The 16,479-nt window shown below is 67.6% G+C and carries 13 protein-coding genes; 3 read left to right on the top strand and 10 right to left on the bottom strand.

Going from position 1 to position 16,479, the window contains the following annotated elements; genetic code table 11:
* Positions 1-18: 18 nt before the first annotated feature.
* Positions 19-849, bottom strand: coding sequence for an SGNH/GDSL hydrolase family protein (locus tag PSm6_RS17885; RefSeq protein WP_148304303.1), 831 nt, complete (start codon positions 847-849; stop codon positions 19-21).
* Positions 850-1,331: 482 nt separating this feature from the next.
* On the opposite strand from PSm6_RS17885, the gene PSm6_RS17880 reads away from it, so the two are divergent.
* Positions 1,332-2,303 carry an IS110 family RNA-guided transposase gene (locus tag PSm6_RS17880; RefSeq protein ID WP_043247430.1) on the top strand — a complete coding sequence of 324 codons (972 nt, stop codon included), beginning with the start codon at positions 1,332-1,334 and terminating at the stop codon, positions 2,301-2,303.
* 157 nt (positions 2,304-2,460) lie between these two features.
* Here PSm6_RS17880 and PSm6_RS17875 read toward each other — a convergent pair whose 3' ends face one another.
* From PSm6_RS17875 to fadD2, 6 genes are all read right to left on the bottom strand, one after another.
* Complete coding sequence (locus tag PSm6_RS17875; protein ID WP_265167886.1) at positions 2,461-3,909, bottom strand: efflux transporter outer membrane subunit; 1,449 nt, start codon at positions 3,907-3,909, stop codon at positions 2,461-2,463.
* A gap of 1 nt (position 3,910) precedes the next feature.
* Positions 3,911-4,972 (bottom strand): HlyD family secretion protein, encoded by a 1,062-nt coding sequence (locus tag PSm6_RS17870; RefSeq protein ID WP_265167885.1) that lies wholly within the window; start codon positions 4,970-4,972, stop codon positions 3,911-3,913.
* A gap of 13 nt (positions 4,973-4,985) precedes the next feature.
* Complete coding sequence (locus tag PSm6_RS17865; protein WP_265167884.1) at positions 4,986-6,518, bottom strand: MFS transporter; 1,533 nt, start codon at positions 6,516-6,518, stop codon at positions 4,986-4,988.
* Between the two features lie 176 nt (positions 6,519-6,694).
* Complete coding sequence (locus PSm6_RS17860) at positions 6,695-7,600, bottom strand: LysR family transcriptional regulator (RefSeq protein WP_265167883.1); 906 nt, start codon at positions 7,598-7,600, stop codon at positions 6,695-6,697.
* Positions 7,601-7,833: 233 nt separating this feature from the next.
* Positions 7,834-9,519 carry a long-chain-fatty-acid--CoA ligase FadD1 gene (gene fadD1 / locus PSm6_RS17855; RefSeq protein WP_021219261.1) on the bottom strand — a complete coding sequence of 562 codons (1,686 nt, stop codon included), beginning with the start codon at positions 9,517-9,519 and terminating at the stop codon, positions 7,834-7,836.
* 284 nt (positions 9,520-9,803) lie between these two features.
* On the bottom strand, positions 9,804-11,492 hold the full coding sequence (fadD2, locus tag PSm6_RS17850; RefSeq protein WP_021219260.1) for a long-chain-fatty-acid--CoA ligase FadD2: 1,689 nt from the start codon (positions 11,490-11,492) through the stop codon (positions 9,804-9,806).
* A gap of 274 nt (positions 11,493-11,766) precedes the next feature.
* Here fadD2 and PSm6_RS17845 point away from each other — a divergent pair, with 274 nt between their 5' ends.
* Both PSm6_RS17845 and PSm6_RS17840 read left to right on the top strand, forming a co-directional pair.
* The gene (locus tag PSm6_RS17845; protein ID WP_021219259.1) at positions 11,767-12,723 is read left to right on the top strand and encodes an alpha/beta hydrolase; all 957 of its coding nucleotides are present in this window, start codon (positions 11,767-11,769) and stop codon (positions 12,721-12,723) included.
* Complete coding sequence (locus PSm6_RS17840; protein WP_265167882.1) at positions 12,720-13,190, top strand: MaoC family dehydratase; 471 nt, start codon at positions 12,720-12,722, stop codon at positions 13,188-13,190. Before PSm6_RS17845 ends, PSm6_RS17840 begins: the two co-directional genes overlap by 4 nt.
* A gap of 62 nt (positions 13,191-13,252) precedes the next feature.
* Here PSm6_RS17840 and PSm6_RS17835 read toward each other — a convergent pair whose 3' ends face one another.
* From PSm6_RS17835 to PSm6_RS17825, 3 genes are read right to left on the bottom strand one after another with little or no spacing between them, the layout of a single operon-like run.
* Entirely contained in the window at positions 13,253-14,125 is an 873-nt protein-coding gene (locus PSm6_RS17835; protein ID WP_021219257.1) for an efflux RND transporter periplasmic adaptor subunit, read from the bottom strand.
* Between the two features lie 11 nt (positions 14,126-14,136).
* Complete coding sequence (locus PSm6_RS17830; protein WP_021219256.1) at positions 14,137-14,343, bottom strand: DUF1656 domain-containing protein; 207 nt, start codon at positions 14,341-14,343, stop codon at positions 14,137-14,139.
* The gene (locus PSm6_RS17825; RefSeq protein WP_265167881.1) at positions 14,330-16,318 is read right to left on the bottom strand and encodes an FUSC family protein; all 1,989 of its coding nucleotides are present in this window, start codon (positions 16,316-16,318) and stop codon (positions 14,330-14,332) included. Before PSm6_RS17825 ends, PSm6_RS17830 begins: the two co-directional genes overlap by 14 nt.
* Positions 16,319-16,479 lie beyond the last annotated feature (161 nt).

The following is a 16,479-nucleotide window of genomic DNA, read 5'->3' as shown; positions in this document are numbered from 1 at the left end:
AACGCGGGGTGGAGCGGGTCAACGGGTGGCGGTGATCGGCAGGCTGCGCAGCTCGGCCGGCACGGTGCGCAAGGCCAGGTCCTGGGCCTGCAGGGAGTTCCAGGCGAAGCCCTGCAAGGCGCTGCCGCTGCTGTCGCGATCCAGGCGCGCGGCCTGCTCGGGCGACGGCGCCGGCGGCTGCACGCCGTAGATCAGCGAATAGAACACCGAGGCGGTGAGGTAGCTGCCGCTGTAGCTCGGGTGGCTGCCGTCCTCGATGAACAGGTGCGGTTGCGGCGTGGCCGCCAGGGCCTGCTTCCAGGCCTGGCCGACCGGGGCCAGCAGGGAATGGGTCTCGTTGGCCAGGCCGGTGTAGACGCTGTCGAGCTGCGTCTGCATGGCTGGGATCGCCTGGCGCGCCCAGGTCAGGTAGAGGATCGGCTGGGCACCGGCCTTGCGTGCCTCGGCGGCCATCAGGCGCACGTATTTGCGGGTCTTCTCGGGGTTGTCCACCGGCATGGTGCTGAAGTCCTGGATCACCACATAGTCCCAGTGCTGGCTGGCCAGCACCTTCTGCACCACGCCACGGTTCCAGTGGGCTTCGAGGCTGGCGCCGCCGAAGGTGACGTCGCGCACGTCCAGCGGGCGCGGCTGGGCGGCGTCGAGGGACATCTGCCGGACCATGCGCGGCAGGTCGTTGTAGAAGGTGTAGCTGTTGCCCACGAACAGCACGCTGAGCGGGCGGCCCGTCACGGCCTGTTGCGAGGCGGAACCGATCACCGGTTTCGCAGACGGGTTTTCAGCGGCCACAGTCGGGCCGACGACGACAACTCCCAGCATCCAGGCCAGGAGGATTCGACGCACATTCATACGCATGGAGGTCCCCCAGGAAAGCGTAACGGCGCGGGTCAGGGGCCCGCGGACCGGCGCAGATTATGCGAATCGACAGCTGTCGCAATGCTGGCACCGGCCAGGGGCGACGAGAGGTCATACCGTTCGGTAGAGCTAGCGAAGCGGCTGGCCCGGGGGTTTCAGACCCGTAGCCCGGGCTTCAGCCCGGGGGCATGGCAGGTCGCGCCCAGATTGACTCCGCACGGTGGAGGTAAAGAGCGACCTCCACCCTTGTATCTCGACTAACTACCCCTTCAGGGGTAATAGTTCCCGACTGATCATCGGGGGAGGGGCTGGAAGTCGTGTCCACCCTTAGGCCCTGAGCCTGCGACGTAGATAGTGCTCCGCCCCTCCACACTCACTCGAACAGCCCGAACGGTATCTTGAGCCCAGAGCTCGCATTCACAAGGTTGGGCCGGGTGCAGTGATGATCGCATTTGGAACGATCAGGAGGAGCACACATGCCCAGTGTCATTGGTGTCGACATTGCGAAGCACACGTTTGATATCGCCACCCTGCAGGCGAACGGCAAGTACCGCACCAAGGCCAAGTTGGCCAACAGCGAGGCGGGCTTTCGCACGCTGCAGGAGTGGCTGAACAAGCACAGCGAGGCGGGTGCCTGGGTCGTGATGGAAGCCACCGGCATCCACCATGAAGCCCTGGCCGAATGGCTGCTGGAGCAGAACTATCGGGTCTGCGTCCTCAACCCTGCGCAGATCGCCCACTACGCCCGCAGTCAGCTGCAGCGCGTGAAAACTGACAAGGTCGACGCCAAGCTGATCGCCGAATACGGCGAGCGCCACCAAGACGAGCTACGGCCCTGGCAGCCTGAACCTCGCGCCATACGGCGCCTGAAAGCACTGATGCGGCGCCTGGCGGATCTGCAGGAAATCCAGCAGATGGAGAGCAATCGCCTGGAGGTGGCCGATACCAGCGTGCAGGAGTCGATCCGCTCAGTGTTGCGGCACATCGAGCAACAGATCGAGGAAACCCTCAAGGCCATCAACGACCACATCGACAATGACCCGGATCTGCGTGGCAAACGTGATCTGTTGACCAGCATCGATGGCATCGCGGACAAGACAGCCGCCCTGATCCTGGCGGAGCTGGGCGACCCTCATCGCTTCACCAGCAGCCGCGCGATTACCGCCTTTGCCGGACTCAACCCGCGTTTGCAGGAGTCTGGTAAGTACCGGGGGCAGACCCGCATTTCCAAGATGGGCTCATCGCGGCTGCGTGCTGGGCTGTACATGCCTGCCGTTTGCGCCCTGCAGCACAACGGGGCGATCAAAGCGATGAGAGAACGCCTCAGAGCCAAGGGCAAGACCGGCATGCAGATCATCTGCGCAGCGATGCGTAAGCTGCTGAACATCGCTTATGGCGTCTTGAAATCGGGCCAGCCGTACGACGTAAAACTGGCCCTTGCTCACTAGGGATCAAGACGGTATCTACGCATCGATCAGCTCCGCACGGTGCCCGAGATGTAGGGGCGACTTCAGTCGCCAAGCGGCGCGCAGCGCCGCCCCCGTGGGAGCGAATTCATTCGCGATCGGCCTTCACCCGGAAACCGGATACCAACGCCCGCCGGTATCAGGCCCCCGACGCACCCTCCCCTTCCAACGCCTGCCAGCCGCCACCAAGGGCGCGGTAGAGGTCCACCAGCGCCAGGGCGGCGGCGGTGGCGCTGTCCACCTGTTCGGCCTGGTTGGCCAGCAGCGCGTTCTGCACGCTGAGCACGTTGAGGAAGTCCACCGTGCCCTGGCCGTATTGGCGTTCGGCGTTGTCGAGGGCCACGCGGGCGTGTTCCACCGCCTGGTCCAGGCTGGCCTGTCGGCGTTGCTGTGCCTGGCAGGCGCCGAGGGTGTCGTCCACTTCGTGCCAGGCGGCGAGCACGGTGCTGCGGTAGGCGATGGCGGCTTCCTGCTGGCGGGCTTTGCTCAGTTCCAGGGTGCCGCGCCGGCGGCCGCCGTCGAACAGCGGCAGGCTCAGGGCCGGGCCGACGGCGAAGCGTCGGGCGTCCCAGCCCAGGTCGTTCAGTTGCAGGGCTTGCAAGCCGAGGTCGCCGGAGAGGGTGATGCGCGGGTAGAAGTCGCCCTCGGCCACGCCTATTTCGGCCGTGGCGGCGTGCAGGGCAGCTTCGGCGCGGCGGATGTCCGGGCGGCGCTCGGCCAGTTCACTGGGCAGGCCCAAGGGCACCCGTGCCGGGCCGGTGGGAATGGCCGGTGCCTCCTGGGCCGCCAGCGCCTCGCGCAGCGCGCCGGGCGGCAGCGCCAGCAACAGGGCCAGGGCATTGGCCAGGCTTGCCTCGCGCTGACGCAGGGGCGGCAGGCGCGATTCGAGGCTGGCCACCTGTGCCGCCGCTTCGGCCACCTCCAGCTGGGTGGCGACGCCATCGGCCAGGCGGGTGCGGTTGAGGGCCAGGCTGCGCCGGGCGATCTCCAGGTTCTGCAGCGTGATGGCCAGGGCGTTCTGCGCGCCACGCAGCTCGATGTAGCGGCGCGCGGTTTCCGCCGTCACCGCCAGCAGCACGCCTCGGCGCGTCTCCTCGGAGACCTGCACGCCGGCGTCCGCCGCTTCCACCTCGCGCCTTACCCGGCCCCAGAGGTCCAGCTCCCAGGCCATGTCCAGGCCGCCCTGCCAGAGGCTGTAGGCAGCGCGGCCCGACTCGCCGGACGGGTCGGAAAGGCCGCGCTGGCTGTTGCGCGCGCGACTGTAGCCCGCGCCGACACCGAGATCCGGCGCCTGCCCGGCGGCCACGCTGCGACGTGCGGCGCGGCTCTGCTCCACGCGGTTGGCGGCGGCGAGCAGGTCGAGGTTCTCGTGGGTGGCGCGGTGGATAAGCGAAGCCAGCAGCGGGTCGCCGAAGCCCTCCCACCAGCGTTCGTCCAGATCGGCCTGGAGCACGCGGCTCGGCAGGTCGGCGTCGTCGGCCAGGGTCCAGTTCGTGTCCAGTTCGGCGTCGGGCCGGGTGAAGTCCGGGCCGACGCTGCAGGCGCCGAGGCCCATCGCCAGGACCAGCAGGGTCGCGTGTCGACGCATCTCAGTTCACCCCCGCCAGGGCTTCGGGCTCGCCACGGGTGTCCACGTCGGCTTCCACCGACATGCCCACCCGCAAGCGCGCGGCCAGGGGCTGGCCCTCGTCGAGGCGGACCTTCACCGGGATGCGCTGCACCACCTTGGTGAAGTTACCGGTGGCGTTGTCCGGGGCGATGGCAGCGAAGGTCACGCCGGTGGCCGGAGCGATGCTCTCGATGCGACCGCGCAGCACCTCGCCGGGGAAGCTGTCCACGGTCACCTGCACTACTTGGCCGGGGCGCATGTGGGTGAGCTGGGTTTCCTGGAAGTTGGCGACCACGTAGGCACGCGCCAGGGGCACCACCGCCAGCAGCACCTGGCCGGGGCTGACGAAGGCGCCGACCCGCACCGCGCGGCGGCCGACCATGCCGTCCATGGGCGCACGCAGCTCGATGTGGGAAAGGTCCAGCTCGGCCCGCTCGAGGCCGGCACGGGCTTGCTCCAGGGCGGCCTGGGCGGCGTCGCGCTGGGCGGCGAGCACGTCGGTCTGCTTGCGCGTGGCCAGCAATGCGGCGGCGTGTTCGGCCTGCCGCGCACGGCTGGTGTCGAAGCGGCTGCGCGCCTGCTGGGCGCTCTGCAGGGTGCCGGCGCCCTGCCCGGCCAGGTGCTGGTAGCGCTCCAGCTCGTGACGGGCGAACTCCATCTCGGCGCGGTCCGCCTCCACCGTGGCCTCGGCCTGGCGGATCAGCGCGTCCTGCCGTTCCAGGGTGGCCCGGGCGTTGGCCAGGCGGGCCTCGGCGCTGGCCACTTTGGCGCGGGCGCCGGACAGCGCGGCACGGTAATCGCGGTCGTCGATGCGCGCCAGCAACTGGCCGGCCGTCACCGGCTGGTTGTCCTCCACCAGCACCTCGCCGATGAAGCCGGAGACCTTGGGTGCCACCAGGGTGAAGTCGGCCTGGACGAAGGCGTCGTTGGTGCCTTCGCCACGGTTGCCGGCGGTGAAGTGCCAGGCGCTCCAGGCGATGAGGCCGGCGCCGGCCAGCAAGGCGCCGGCGATCAGGGGGGTACGGGGTCGTGTGTCGGTCATGATGATTCTTCCGTTAGCTCGGGGCACGCGGCGGGTAGATGCGCGTGGGCACGAAGGGGATGGCGATGATCAATGCGGCCGCCAGAACGGCCAGGCACAGGTAGAGGTCGGCGGAGGCCAGCACCGAGGCCTGCTGGTGGACGCGGCGGGCCAGTTGCGCGCCCTCCTCCAGCAGCGGGCTGTTGCCCAGGCGATCCACCAGTTGGGTGGAATGCAGGTGCAGACGCAGGGTGCCGAGGGCTTCCAGCACGCCCCCAGCGAGCACTGCGGCGAAGCCCTTGATGGTGTTGAACCAGGCCGAGGCGAAGGGGCCGTCCGGCGGTGTGATGCTGCCGGTGGAGAGCATCAGCAGCGGCAGCACCGCCATGGGCTGGCCGAAGATCTGCAGCGCCTGCACCAGGTAGAAGTCTTCGCGCACCCAGGCCGAGGTCAGCCCGGCACCCAGCCAGCAGGCGACGGCGAGCATGGCCAGGCCACAGGCCAGCACCCAGCGGCAGTCCACCCAGCGCAGGTTGCACAGGGCCGCCACCAGGGGCAGTGCCAGCAGTTGCGGCAGGGCCACCACGAGGAACACCGGGGCGCTCTGCAGCGGCCGGTAGCCTTGCACCTGGGCCAGGTAGGCGGAGGGCACGCTGATGACCCCGAGCAGCACGAAGAGCACGCCACCGAGCACGAACAGGGCGAAGCTGAGGTTGCGCAGCTTGAGCAGCTGCAGCTTGAAGAACGGCAGCGGGTGCTTCCATTCGTTGAGCAGGAACAGCACCAGCAGCACCGAGCCCCCGCCCAGCAGCAGGCAGATCAGCGGCGTCTCGAACCAGTCCAGGCGGTCACCCTGCACCAGGCCGACCACCAGCATCGACAGCGCCGGGAAGCCCAATAGCAGGCCCAGCCAATCGAACTGGCGGAAGCGTTCCAGGCGCAGCGGGTCCTGGGGCAGCCCCCAGGACACGGCAGCCAGGGCCAACAGGCTCAGGGGCATGATCTGCCAGAAGGCCCAGCGCCAGCCGACGACCTCCACCCAGAAGGCCGCCAGCGGCGTGCCCAGGCCAGGGCCGAAGGTGGCGGTCAGGGCGTAGCCGGCCAGGCCGTAGAGCTTGATGTTGGCGGGCAGGAAGCGCAGCGCCACGGTCATCAGCATCGGCGGCAGCGCCCCGCCGGCCAGGCCCTGCAGGGCGCGCAGGGCCATCAGGCACTGCAGGTTGGGCGCCAGGGGGCTGAGCAGGCCCAGCACCATGAAGGCGCCGATGGCCGCGAGGGTGAAGCGGCGCAGGGAGAAGGTCACCGAGAACCAGGGGGCAAAGGCCATGGCACAGACCGAGGGCGCGGCGTAGAGCGCCAGCAGCCAGGTGCCTTCGTCACGGCCGATGCCCATGGCGCCGCGGATATCGGCCAGGGCGACCTTGGTGACGTTTTCGTTGAAGCCGGCCACCAGCACCGCCAGCAACACGCCCACCAGGCCGACGACGATGCGCAGCCCGAAGGGCGTCGGCACCGGTGCGGCGGCGGGCTTGGCGGCGGCCTGGGGCAGGGACAGGGGCGCGTTCATCGGAGCGGTGCTCCGCTGGCGCGCGAGTGCATGCAAGACATGGGGACTTCCGGGTTTCAGGGATACGCGGAAAGTCTATGGGCGGCCATGGCATGCCGAAAATTGCAATATTTCTAATTTACGAGTGCGTCAGACGCACTCATAAACAAACACCAGCGTGTCGGGGCGAGCCTCGATTAGCCGGGCAGGCCTTCCTCGCAGCAGCGCTTGATCAGGCCGCGCAGCCAGCGGTGGGCCGGGTCGCTGTCGAAGCGTGGGTGCCAGGACTGGCGCACCCGCACCGTCTCCAGCGCCAGGGGGATGTCGAAGGCGCGCAGGGGCAGGCCGAGGCGCCGGCAGGTGGCGACCACGGGGTCGGGCATCGGCAGGACCAGGTCGGACTCCAGCATGGCCAGCACGGCGGAGAAGAAGCTGGGGGCGATCATCACCACCTTGCGCGACAGGCCCAGCTCGGCCAGCGCCTGGTCGATGGGGCCCCGGGCCAGGCCACGGCGGGAGACGCTGATCTGCTCGAAGGTGGCGAAGCGCGCCGCATCGAGGGGGCCTTCCAGCACCGGATGGCCCTCGCGCACCATACCGGTGAAGCGGCATTCGAACAGGCCCTGGGACTTGATCTCCGGGGACAGGGTGAGCGAGGCGCCGATCATCAGGTCGATGCGCCCTGCGCGCATGGCGTCGTCGTCGCCGTCGATCTCCGGGACGAAGCGCAGCACGGCCCCCGGCGCTTCGCGGTGGGCCAGCTCGAACAGGCGGCCGCCGTAGCAGACCATGAAGATGTCGTTGGTGCGGATGTTGAAGGTGCGCTCCAAGCCGGAGAGGTCCACCTGGTCGGCATGGAACAGGCCGCTGGCGCGCTCCACCAGGTCGCGCACCTGCTCGCGCAGCTCCAGCGCCCGGGGCGTGGGCACCAGGCCGCGACCGGCGCGCACCAGGATCGGGTCGCCCACCGCCTCGCGGATGCGCGCCAGGGTGCGGCTCATGGCCGGCGCGCTCAGGTGCATGCGTCGCGCGGCTCCGGCGACGCTGCCTTCGTCGAGCAGCACGTCCAGGGCTACCAGCAGGTTGAGATCGGGCAAGGGCATGGCCGGCTCCAGGGCGGTCGCGAGAGTCGGCACTCTAGCGGGCGGGAAATGGGACGTCGAGGCATCACAGGCGGGATCGGGTCCATCGCCCGGCACCCAGCTGCGGAGCAGGCCGGCTACTTCGCAGTGATGGGTTTCGCAGAGCTCTACCCATCCTACGGAGGCGCACCTGGATGCGACTGCCAGAAAAGAAAAAGCCCCGCAGAGGCGGGGCTTGTTCAGGGCGGAACGGATCAGCCCTTGAGCTTCTTCAGTTCCTGGTCACGCAGTTCACGGCGCAGGATCTTGCCGACGTTGGTGGTCGGCAGGCTGTCACGGAACTCGACGGCCTTGGGCATCTTGTAACCGGTGACGTTGGCGCGCATGTGCTGCATCACCTCGTCCTTGGTCAGGTTGGCGCCCGGCTTGACCACCACGAAGACCTTGATCGCCTCGCCGGATTTCTCGTCCGGGATGCCGATGGCGGCGCATTGCAGCACGCCCGGCAGGGTGGCGAGCACGTCTTCGAGCTCGTTCGGGTACACGTTGAAACCGGAGACCAGGATCATGTCCTTCTTGCGGTCGACGATGCGCATGTAGCCGTCTTCCTGGATCAGGCCGATGTCGCCGGTCTTCAGCCAGCCGTCCGCCGAGAGGATCTCGTCGGTGGCGTCCTGGCGCTGCCAGTAGCCCTTCATCACCTGCGGGCCCTTGACGCAGAGCTCACCGATGGCGCCGATGGCGAGGTCGTTGCCCTCGTCGTCGACCACCTTGCACTCGGTCGAGGGGACCGGGATGCCGATGGTGCCGATCTGGATGCTCTGGAACGGGTTCACCGACACCACCGGGCTGGTTTCGGTCATGCCGAAGCCTTCGCAGATGGCGCAACCGGTGACGTCTTTCCAGCGCTCGGCCGCGGCCAGTTGCAGGGCCATGCCGCCGGACAGGGTCAGCTTCAGGGCGGAGAAATCGAGCTTGCGGAAGTCCTCGTTGTTGCACAGGGCGACGAACAGGGTGTTGAGGCCGACGAAGCCGGTGAACTTCCAGTTGCCCAGTTCCTTGACCATGGTCGGCAGGTCACGCGGGTTGCTGATCAGCACGTTGTGGTTGCCGGTCAGCATCATGGACATGCAATGGAAGGTGAAGGCGTAGATGTGGTACAGCGGCAGCGGCGTGATCAGCACTTCGCAACCTTCATTGAGGTTGGCGCCCATCAGTGCCTTGCACTGCAGCATGTTGGCGATCAGGTTGCGGTGGGTGAGCATCGCGCCCTTGGCCACGCCCGTGGTGCCGCCGGTGTACTGCAGCACGGCGATGTCGCCCGCTGCCGGGGAGGCATCCTTGACCGGCTTGCCACGGCCCTTGGCCAGGGCATCGTTGAGCTTCACCGCCTGGGGCAGGTGGAAGGCCGGGACCATCTTCTTCACGTACTTGACGACGCTGTTGACCAGCAGGCGCTTGAGCGCCGGCAGCATGTCGCCGACTTCGGTGACCACGACGTGCTTTATGCCGGTGCGCGGCAGTACGTCCTGGGCCAGGTGGGCCATGTTGGCCAGGCAGACCAGGGCCTTGGCGCCGGAGTCGTTGAACTGGTGCTCCATCTCCCGCGCGGTGTACAGCGGGTTGGTGTTGACCACGGTGAGGCCGGCGCGCAGGGCACCGAAGACCACCACGGGGTACTGCAGCACGTTCGGCAGCTGCACGGCGATGCGATCGCCCGGTTGCAGGTCGGTGTTCTGTTGCAGGTAGGCCGCGAAGGCGCCGGACAGCTCGTAGAGCTCACCGTAGGTGATGGTCTTGCCCAGGTTGCTGAAAGCGGGCTTGTCGGCAAAGCGTTGGCAGGACTCTTTCAATACCGCCTGGATATTGGGATACGCGTCGGCATTGATTTCCGCAGGAATGCCTGCTGGATACTTGTCCTTCCAGAAATTTTCGGTCATGGAAGCCCACTCCTAAGCAACAGCTGATCTTCACTGCCGGAGGCAGTTGTTTGTTGTGTTCTGTGCAGTCGTTCAAGCCCTTTCCAGGGCAAAAAAACGCGCCGAGAGTAGCAGCTTTGCAAATGGGCGACCAGAGCCAAAGAAGGCCTTATCAGTCATTAAAATGACCGAATGCAATGACTCTGGTCATCTTTAGAGTAGTTTCTCTAAACAGCGTGCAGAAGGCGTCGCAGAGGGATCGCAGCGCATCCGCCGGCCCTCGCGGGCCGGGGATGGGGGAAGGGTCAGGCGATGTCGCGCAGTTCGCGACGGAGGATCTTGCCGACCGGCGTCATCGGCAGGGCGTCCTTGAGGACGATGTGCTTGGGCACCTTGTAGCCGGTGAAGTTGGCTTTGCAGTAGGCCTTCAGCTCGTCGACGCTGAGGCCGCCCTCGCGGGCCACGACGAACAGCTTCACCGCCTCGCCGGACTTGTCGTCCGGCACGCCGATGGCGGCGCAGCTGGCCACCTTCGGGTGGGCCATGACCACGTCCTCGATCTCGTTGGGATAGACGTTGAAGCCGGAGACGATGATCAGGTCCTTCTTGCGGTCGACGATGCGCACGTAGCCGTCCGGGTCGATCACCGCGATGTCGCCGGTCTTCAGCCAGCCCTCGGCGTCGAGCACCTCGGCGGTGGCTTCCTCGCGCTGCCAGTAGCCCTTCATCACCTGCGGGCCCTTGATGCACAGCTCGCCGCGCTCGCCCAGGGGCAGCTCGGCGCCGTCGTCATCGATCACCTTGAAGGCGGTGCCCGGTACCGGGATGCCCACGGTGCCCAGGCGCGCCAGGGTGCCATAGGGGTTGGTGCTGGCCACCGGGGAGGTTTCAGTGAGGCCGTAGCCCTCCACCACCGAGCAGCCGGTCATGGCCTGCCAGCGTTCGGCGGTGGCCTTCACCAGGGCGGTGCCGCCGGAGTTGGTGACCTTGAGGTTGGAGAAATCCAGGTCCTTGAACTCGGGGTGGTCCATCAGCGCGACGAACAGGGTGTTGAGGCCCAGCAGCGCGGAGAAGCGCCATTTCTTCAGCTCCTTGACGAAGCCGGGGATGTCGCGCGGGTTGGTGATCAGCACGTTGTGGTTGCCGTTGACCATCATGCACATGCAGTTCGCGGTGAAGGCATAGATGTGATAGAGCGGCAGCGGCGCGATCATGATCTCCTGGCCCTGCTTCATCAGCGGCTGGCCGTCCGGGCCGAGCTGCGACAGGCAGGCATCCACCTGCTGCATGTTGGCCACCAGGTTGCCGTGGGTGAGCATCGCGCCCTTGGCCACGCCCGTGGTGCCGCCGGTGTACTGCAGCACAGCGATGTCGTCCAGGCTCACCTTCACCGGTTTCAGCGCGTGGCCCTGGCCCTGCTTCAGCGCGGCCTTGAAGGACACCGCCTGGGGCAGGTGGAAGTCGGGGACCATCTTCTTGACCTTCTTCACCACGGTGTTGACCAGCCAGCCCTTGAGGCTCGGCAGCATGTCACCCATGCGCGCTTCGATCAGGTAGTCGATTTCGGTGTCCGGCAGCACTTCCTGCACCAGCTTGCCGAACAGGTTGACGTAGACCAGTGCCCGCACGCCGGCGTCCTTGAACTGGTGGCGCATCTCGCGGGCGGTGTACAGCGGGTTGGTGTTGACCACGATGAGCCCGGCGCGCAGGGCGCCGAACACGGCGATCGGGTACTGCAGCACGTTGGGCATCTGCACCGCGATGCGGTCGCCGGGCTTGAGGTCGGTGTGCTTCTGCAGGTAGGCGGCGAAGGCGCCGGAGAGGCGGTCCAGCTCGGCGTAGGTCAGGGTGACGCCGAGGTTGCTGAAGGCCGGTCGGTCGGCGAATTTCTTGCAGGAACGTTCGAAGACCTCGATCACCGAGCGATAGGCGGTCAGGTCGATCTGGTCGGGTACGCCAGCAGGGCGTTTGTCGCTCCAGAAATCAGGTTGCATTGTTCTTATCCTCTTTGCCCTGAATGTGTCTGGCCCGCGAGCGGGACTGCCCGGAAATTAGCAGGTCCGCACCCGTACGCAAATACTCGCGAACGCGTCATAGACAGTGTGAATCTTGCCGCCATCGCCCGTGCCTGAGCGGCCCGCTGCACCTTGACCGGCCATTGCCCGGTCGGTCCCGCAGGGAACCGATCAGTCAGCCACGTGCCGAGCTTTGCGCCGCCAGGCCGCCCGTGCACAATGCGTCGACACCCCAACGCCACAAGGATTGGCCATGCACCACGATGCTTTCTGGCTCACCGCCAGCGACGGCGCCTCCCTGCACGTCAACCGCTGGAGCGGCGACGCCCAGCCCCGGGCCGTGGTGATGGTCGCCCACGGCATGGCCGAGCACGGCGGCCGTTACGCACGCCTGGGCCAGGCCCTGGTGGCAGCGGGCCTGGAACTCTACGTGCATGACCAGCGCGGCCACGGCCGCACCGCCCAGCACGGCATCCTCGGGCTGTACGCCGAGCACGACGGCTGGAACAAGGTGATCGGCGACCTGGCCAGCCTCAACCACCACATCCGCCAGCAGCACCCGCAAGCGCCGATCTTCCTCCTCGGCCACAGCATGGGCAGCTACATCGGCCAGGCCTACCTGATGCAGCACAGCTGCAGCCTGCAGGGCGCGATCCTCTCCGGTTCCAACTACCAGCCGGTATCGCTGTACCGCAGCGGCGCCCTGGTGGCCCGCCTGGAGCGCTGGCGCCAGGGCGCCAATGGCCGCAGCGCGCTGATCGAGTTTCTCTCCTTCGGCTCGTTCAACAAGGCCTTCAAGCCCAACCGCACCGCCTTCGACTGGCTCAGCCGCGACCCGGACGAAGTGGACAAGTACGTCAACGACCCGCTGTGCGGCTTCCGCTGCACCAACCAGTTGTGGCTCGACCTGCTCGGCGGGCTTCAGAACATCACCCCGGTCAAGCACCTGGCGCAGATCGACCCCGACTTGCCGCTGCTGGTGGTGGGCGGCGCACGCGACCCGGTCAGCGACGGCCGCCGCCTGGACGACCTCGCCCGCGCCCTGCGCGAGGCCGGGATCAAGGACGTGCAACTGAAAATCTACCCGGACGCCCGCCACGAGCTGCTCAACGAGACCAACCGTGACGAGGTGACGGCCCACCTGCTCGACTGGCTGGAGCATGCCCTTGCCCACAGTCGCTACTGCCAACCGAACAAGGACACCCCATGACCCAGGTAACCAACTTCACCTACGACGCCCTCGAAGTCGGCCAGAAGGCCAGCTACGCCAAGACCGTGGAAGAGCGTGACATCCAGCTGTTCGCCGCCCTCTCCGGCGACCGCAACCCGGTGCACCTGGACGCCGAGTACGCGGCCGGCACCCTCTTCAAGGAGCGCATCGCCCACGGCATGTTCAGCGGCGCCCTGATCAGCGCGGCCATCGCCTGCGAGCTGCCCGGCCCGGGCACCATCTACCTCGGCCAGCAACTGAAGTTCACCCGCCCGGTGAAGCTCGGCGACGCCCTGACCGTGGAACTGGAAATCCTCGAGAAGCTGCCGAAGAACCGCGTGCGCATCGCCACCCGCGTGTTCAACCAGAACGCCGAGCAGGTGGTGGACGGCGAAGCCGAAGTCCTCGCGCCCAAGCAGTCCCTCGCCATCGAACTGCCGGAGCTGCCGCCGATCACCATCGGCTGAGCCCTGCAGGCAGGATGAAAAAAGCCCGGCAATCGCCGGGCTTTTTCGTTGCGGGGGGCCGGCTATCGCTGCGCCTGCGGCTGCTCCCCGACCGTGACGCTGGCGGTCATCCCGGCGCTGAGCTGGATGTCGTCAGGCACCGGGTCGAGCTTGATCCGCACCGGAATGCGCTGGGCCAGGCGCACCCAGTTGAAGGTGGGCTCGACGTTGGCCAGCAACTGGCCGTCGGGGCTGGCGTTGCGGTCGGTGATGCCGCGGCTGATGCTCTCCACCGTGCCGGTCAGGGCACGGCCAGCGCTCATCAGCCAGATCTTCACCGGTGCGCCGACCTTGATTCCCGGCAGCTTGGTTTCCTCGAAATAGGCCTGCACATAGAAGGAAGCGTCATCCACCAGCGCCATCACCGGCTGCCCGGCGTTGGCATAGTTGCCCTGGGCCAGGCGCAGGTTGGTGACCTGCCCGCTGCGTGGCGCGCGCACCTCGCTGCGGGCCAGGTTGAGCTCGGCGACCTTCACGTCGGCCTGAGCCTGGCGGTATTCGCCCCGGGCGATGTCGGCGGTGATCTGCGCATTCTCCTTCAGCTCGGCGCTGATCGCCTGGGGCCCCAGATGGGCACGGCGCGAGGCTTCGTGTTCACGCAGGCGCAGCTGCTGCTGGCGGGTGTCGGCCACGGCGTGGGCCTTTTCCAGCGCCGCCTGGTAGCGCTCGCGGTCGACGCTGAGCAGCAGGTCGCCGGCCTTCACCTGCTGGTTGTCATGGACCTTGAGGTCGACGACCCAGCCGGAAACGTCCGGCGAGATCACCACCACGTCGGCGCGGATGCGCGCATCGCGCGTCCAGGGCGAGAGCATGTAGTGCTGCCAGAGGCTCCAGCCGCCGACGAGGGCCGCGGCGACCAGGGCCAGGGTGATAACGATACGCAGGGTGGAACGCATGGGTTTCTCCTTCACCAGTGCCCGAACCAGGCGACCAGCAACGACAGGACACAGACATACAGGGCACAGTCGAACAACGCTTCGTGCCAGATCCAGCGCGCCATGCCGACACGCTGCAGGGCCAGACGCAACACGCCCGTCACCAGCAACGCCGCCAGCGCATACATCAGAAAGGGGCTCAGCAACACGCCGCCCAGGGACCACTCACGCAAGCCCATGGCTCGCCTCCTGTTGTTCACACCATTGGCGCCAGCTCTGCCGCAGCTGCAGCAGGGCCGCCTGGGCCAGGCGCCGGTCGATGCTGCTGCCGGCCTGGCGCAGCGCCTGGATCAGTTGTTCCGAGGGCTCGTCCATCGCCCCCGCCAGGGAGGCGGCGGGGCCGCGCTCCAGCAGGGGCTCGATGCTGCGCAGGAAGCGCGCCTCGGAGGCTTCGATGGAGCGCTCGCCGGCGGCCAGGCAACGGCGCAGGTGCAGCAGTTCGTCACCGATATCGAGGCTGGTGATGCCGTCGTCCCAGCGGTTGCGCGATTGGCTGGGCAGCGCCGGGTAGTGCCGCGCCAGTTGCAGCAGGCGGTCGGCCATGCGCCCGCCGAACCAGTTCTCGGCGCCCACCAGCGCACGCTGGGTAAGGCGGCCCAGGTCATGGAAGGTGGCCTTGAGCAGGCGCCGCCCATGCCAGCCCGGGTTGGTCAGCACGATGACGCGGAACACCAGCACCGCGAAGCCGACGCCCAGGAGGATGGCGATGGCCTCGTTGAGGAACAGCGCCACGTCGAAATGCATGGTGTTCTGCGGCGCGCAGAGCACGATGAAGTGCAGGCAGAAGGAGGTCGAGGTCGCCCCCAGCGCCGGCTTGGCCATGCCCAGGGCGCCGAAGAACAGCGGCACGCCGAGAGCCATGCAGAGCAACGGGAAGCCGCTCATCTGCGGCAGCACCACCTGGCCGATGAAGAAGGCCACCGGCAGCGCGTAGAGGATGCCGCGCAGGAACATGAAGCCGATCTGCTCGGCGTTCTCGCGGCTGGCGAACAGGCTGCAGACCACGCAGGTGAGGGTCAGCGCGCCCACCGAGGAGGTCCAGGCGGTGGCCAGCCAGAACGACGCCAGGCCAACGAAGGCCACGCTGCTGCGCAGGCCGTAGAGCAGCGCGGTGGGCAGGTCGCGGTGCCAGGACAGCGGCGCCCCGGCATCGTCCGGTGCCTCGCCACGTTCCACCGCACGCAGGGCCGCAGCGGCCGCACGCATCTGCCGCAGCATCACCGCCAGGCGGCCCAGGCAGTATTGCTGCACGGGCACCAGGTCTTCGGCTTCAGCGGCGTCCAGCAAGCGCTGGCCCAGGGCTTCCGAGGTCGCGTCATCGGGCTCGGCGAGCAGCCGCTGCACCTCCTCCATCCAGGGCGCCAGGCGTTCGGCCTCCCCTGCCGACAACTGCCGCCACTGCCGCGCCACACCCCGGGCCAGGCGCAGCAGGCTGAGCAGGTCGCGGCTGAGCACACGCAGGGCGGCGGCACGCTGGCGGCCACGGTTGCCTTCGAACCAGGCGTGCTCGCGCTGGGCGTCCACGGCGACGATGCGCCCCAGCACGCCGAGCAGGCCCTGGCGCTCATGGGGTTCGCCGCGCAAGGCCGAGCGCGCGGCGGCGATGCCGGCGTTCCAGGCATCCCCCGCCTGGCGCGCTAGTTGGCGTTCCACCCGCTGCGGCCACACCAGCGCACTGACGGCGGTGGCGCAGATGATGCCGAGGCAGATCTCGGTGCAGCGCGCCACGGCCTGGTCGAATACGGTCAGCGGATGGGCGATGGCCGGCAGGCCGATGATCGCCACCGTGTAGCCCGCCAGCACGAAGGAGTAGGACCAGGCGCTGCGCAGCATGGTCGAGGCGGCGGTACACAGGCCCAGCCAGGTAGCCAGCGCGAGGATGAACAGCCAGGGCGTCTGCGCGAACAGGGCCATCGCCACCACCGCCATCACGGTGCCGACCAGGGTCCCGAGCAGCCGTGCCAGGCCCTTCTGCACCACCATCCCAGACAGCGGCTGGGCGACGATGAAGGCCGTCATCAGCGCCCATTGCGGCTGCTCCAGGCCGAAGCGCAGCGCGCACCAGAGCGCCAGGCCGCCGCCCAGGAGGGTCTTGATGGCGAACTGGAGAGCCGGGATGTCGGGGGCGAGGAACGCCCGCAGGGAATCGCGCACGCGCAGGACCTTGAAGGAAATTGCCAGAAGGATAGGCCGCTTCGGCCGGTGATGAGTTCAACAGCGACAATTATTAGCAAGCTATCTAATTGCCGTCCAGCAGATCGTGAAACTGCCCATTGAAAATTAATTAAATGAGTATTTAAATAATTTCCATCGCC

Origin of the sequence: Pseudomonas solani, assembly GCF_026072635.1 — a bacterium.
Taxonomy (GTDB): domain Bacteria; phylum Pseudomonadota; class Gammaproteobacteria; order Pseudomonadales; family Pseudomonadaceae; genus Metapseudomonas; species Metapseudomonas solani.
Note: the sequence above shows the minus strand (reverse complement) of the source record. Positions and strands in the feature narration are given on the sequence as shown.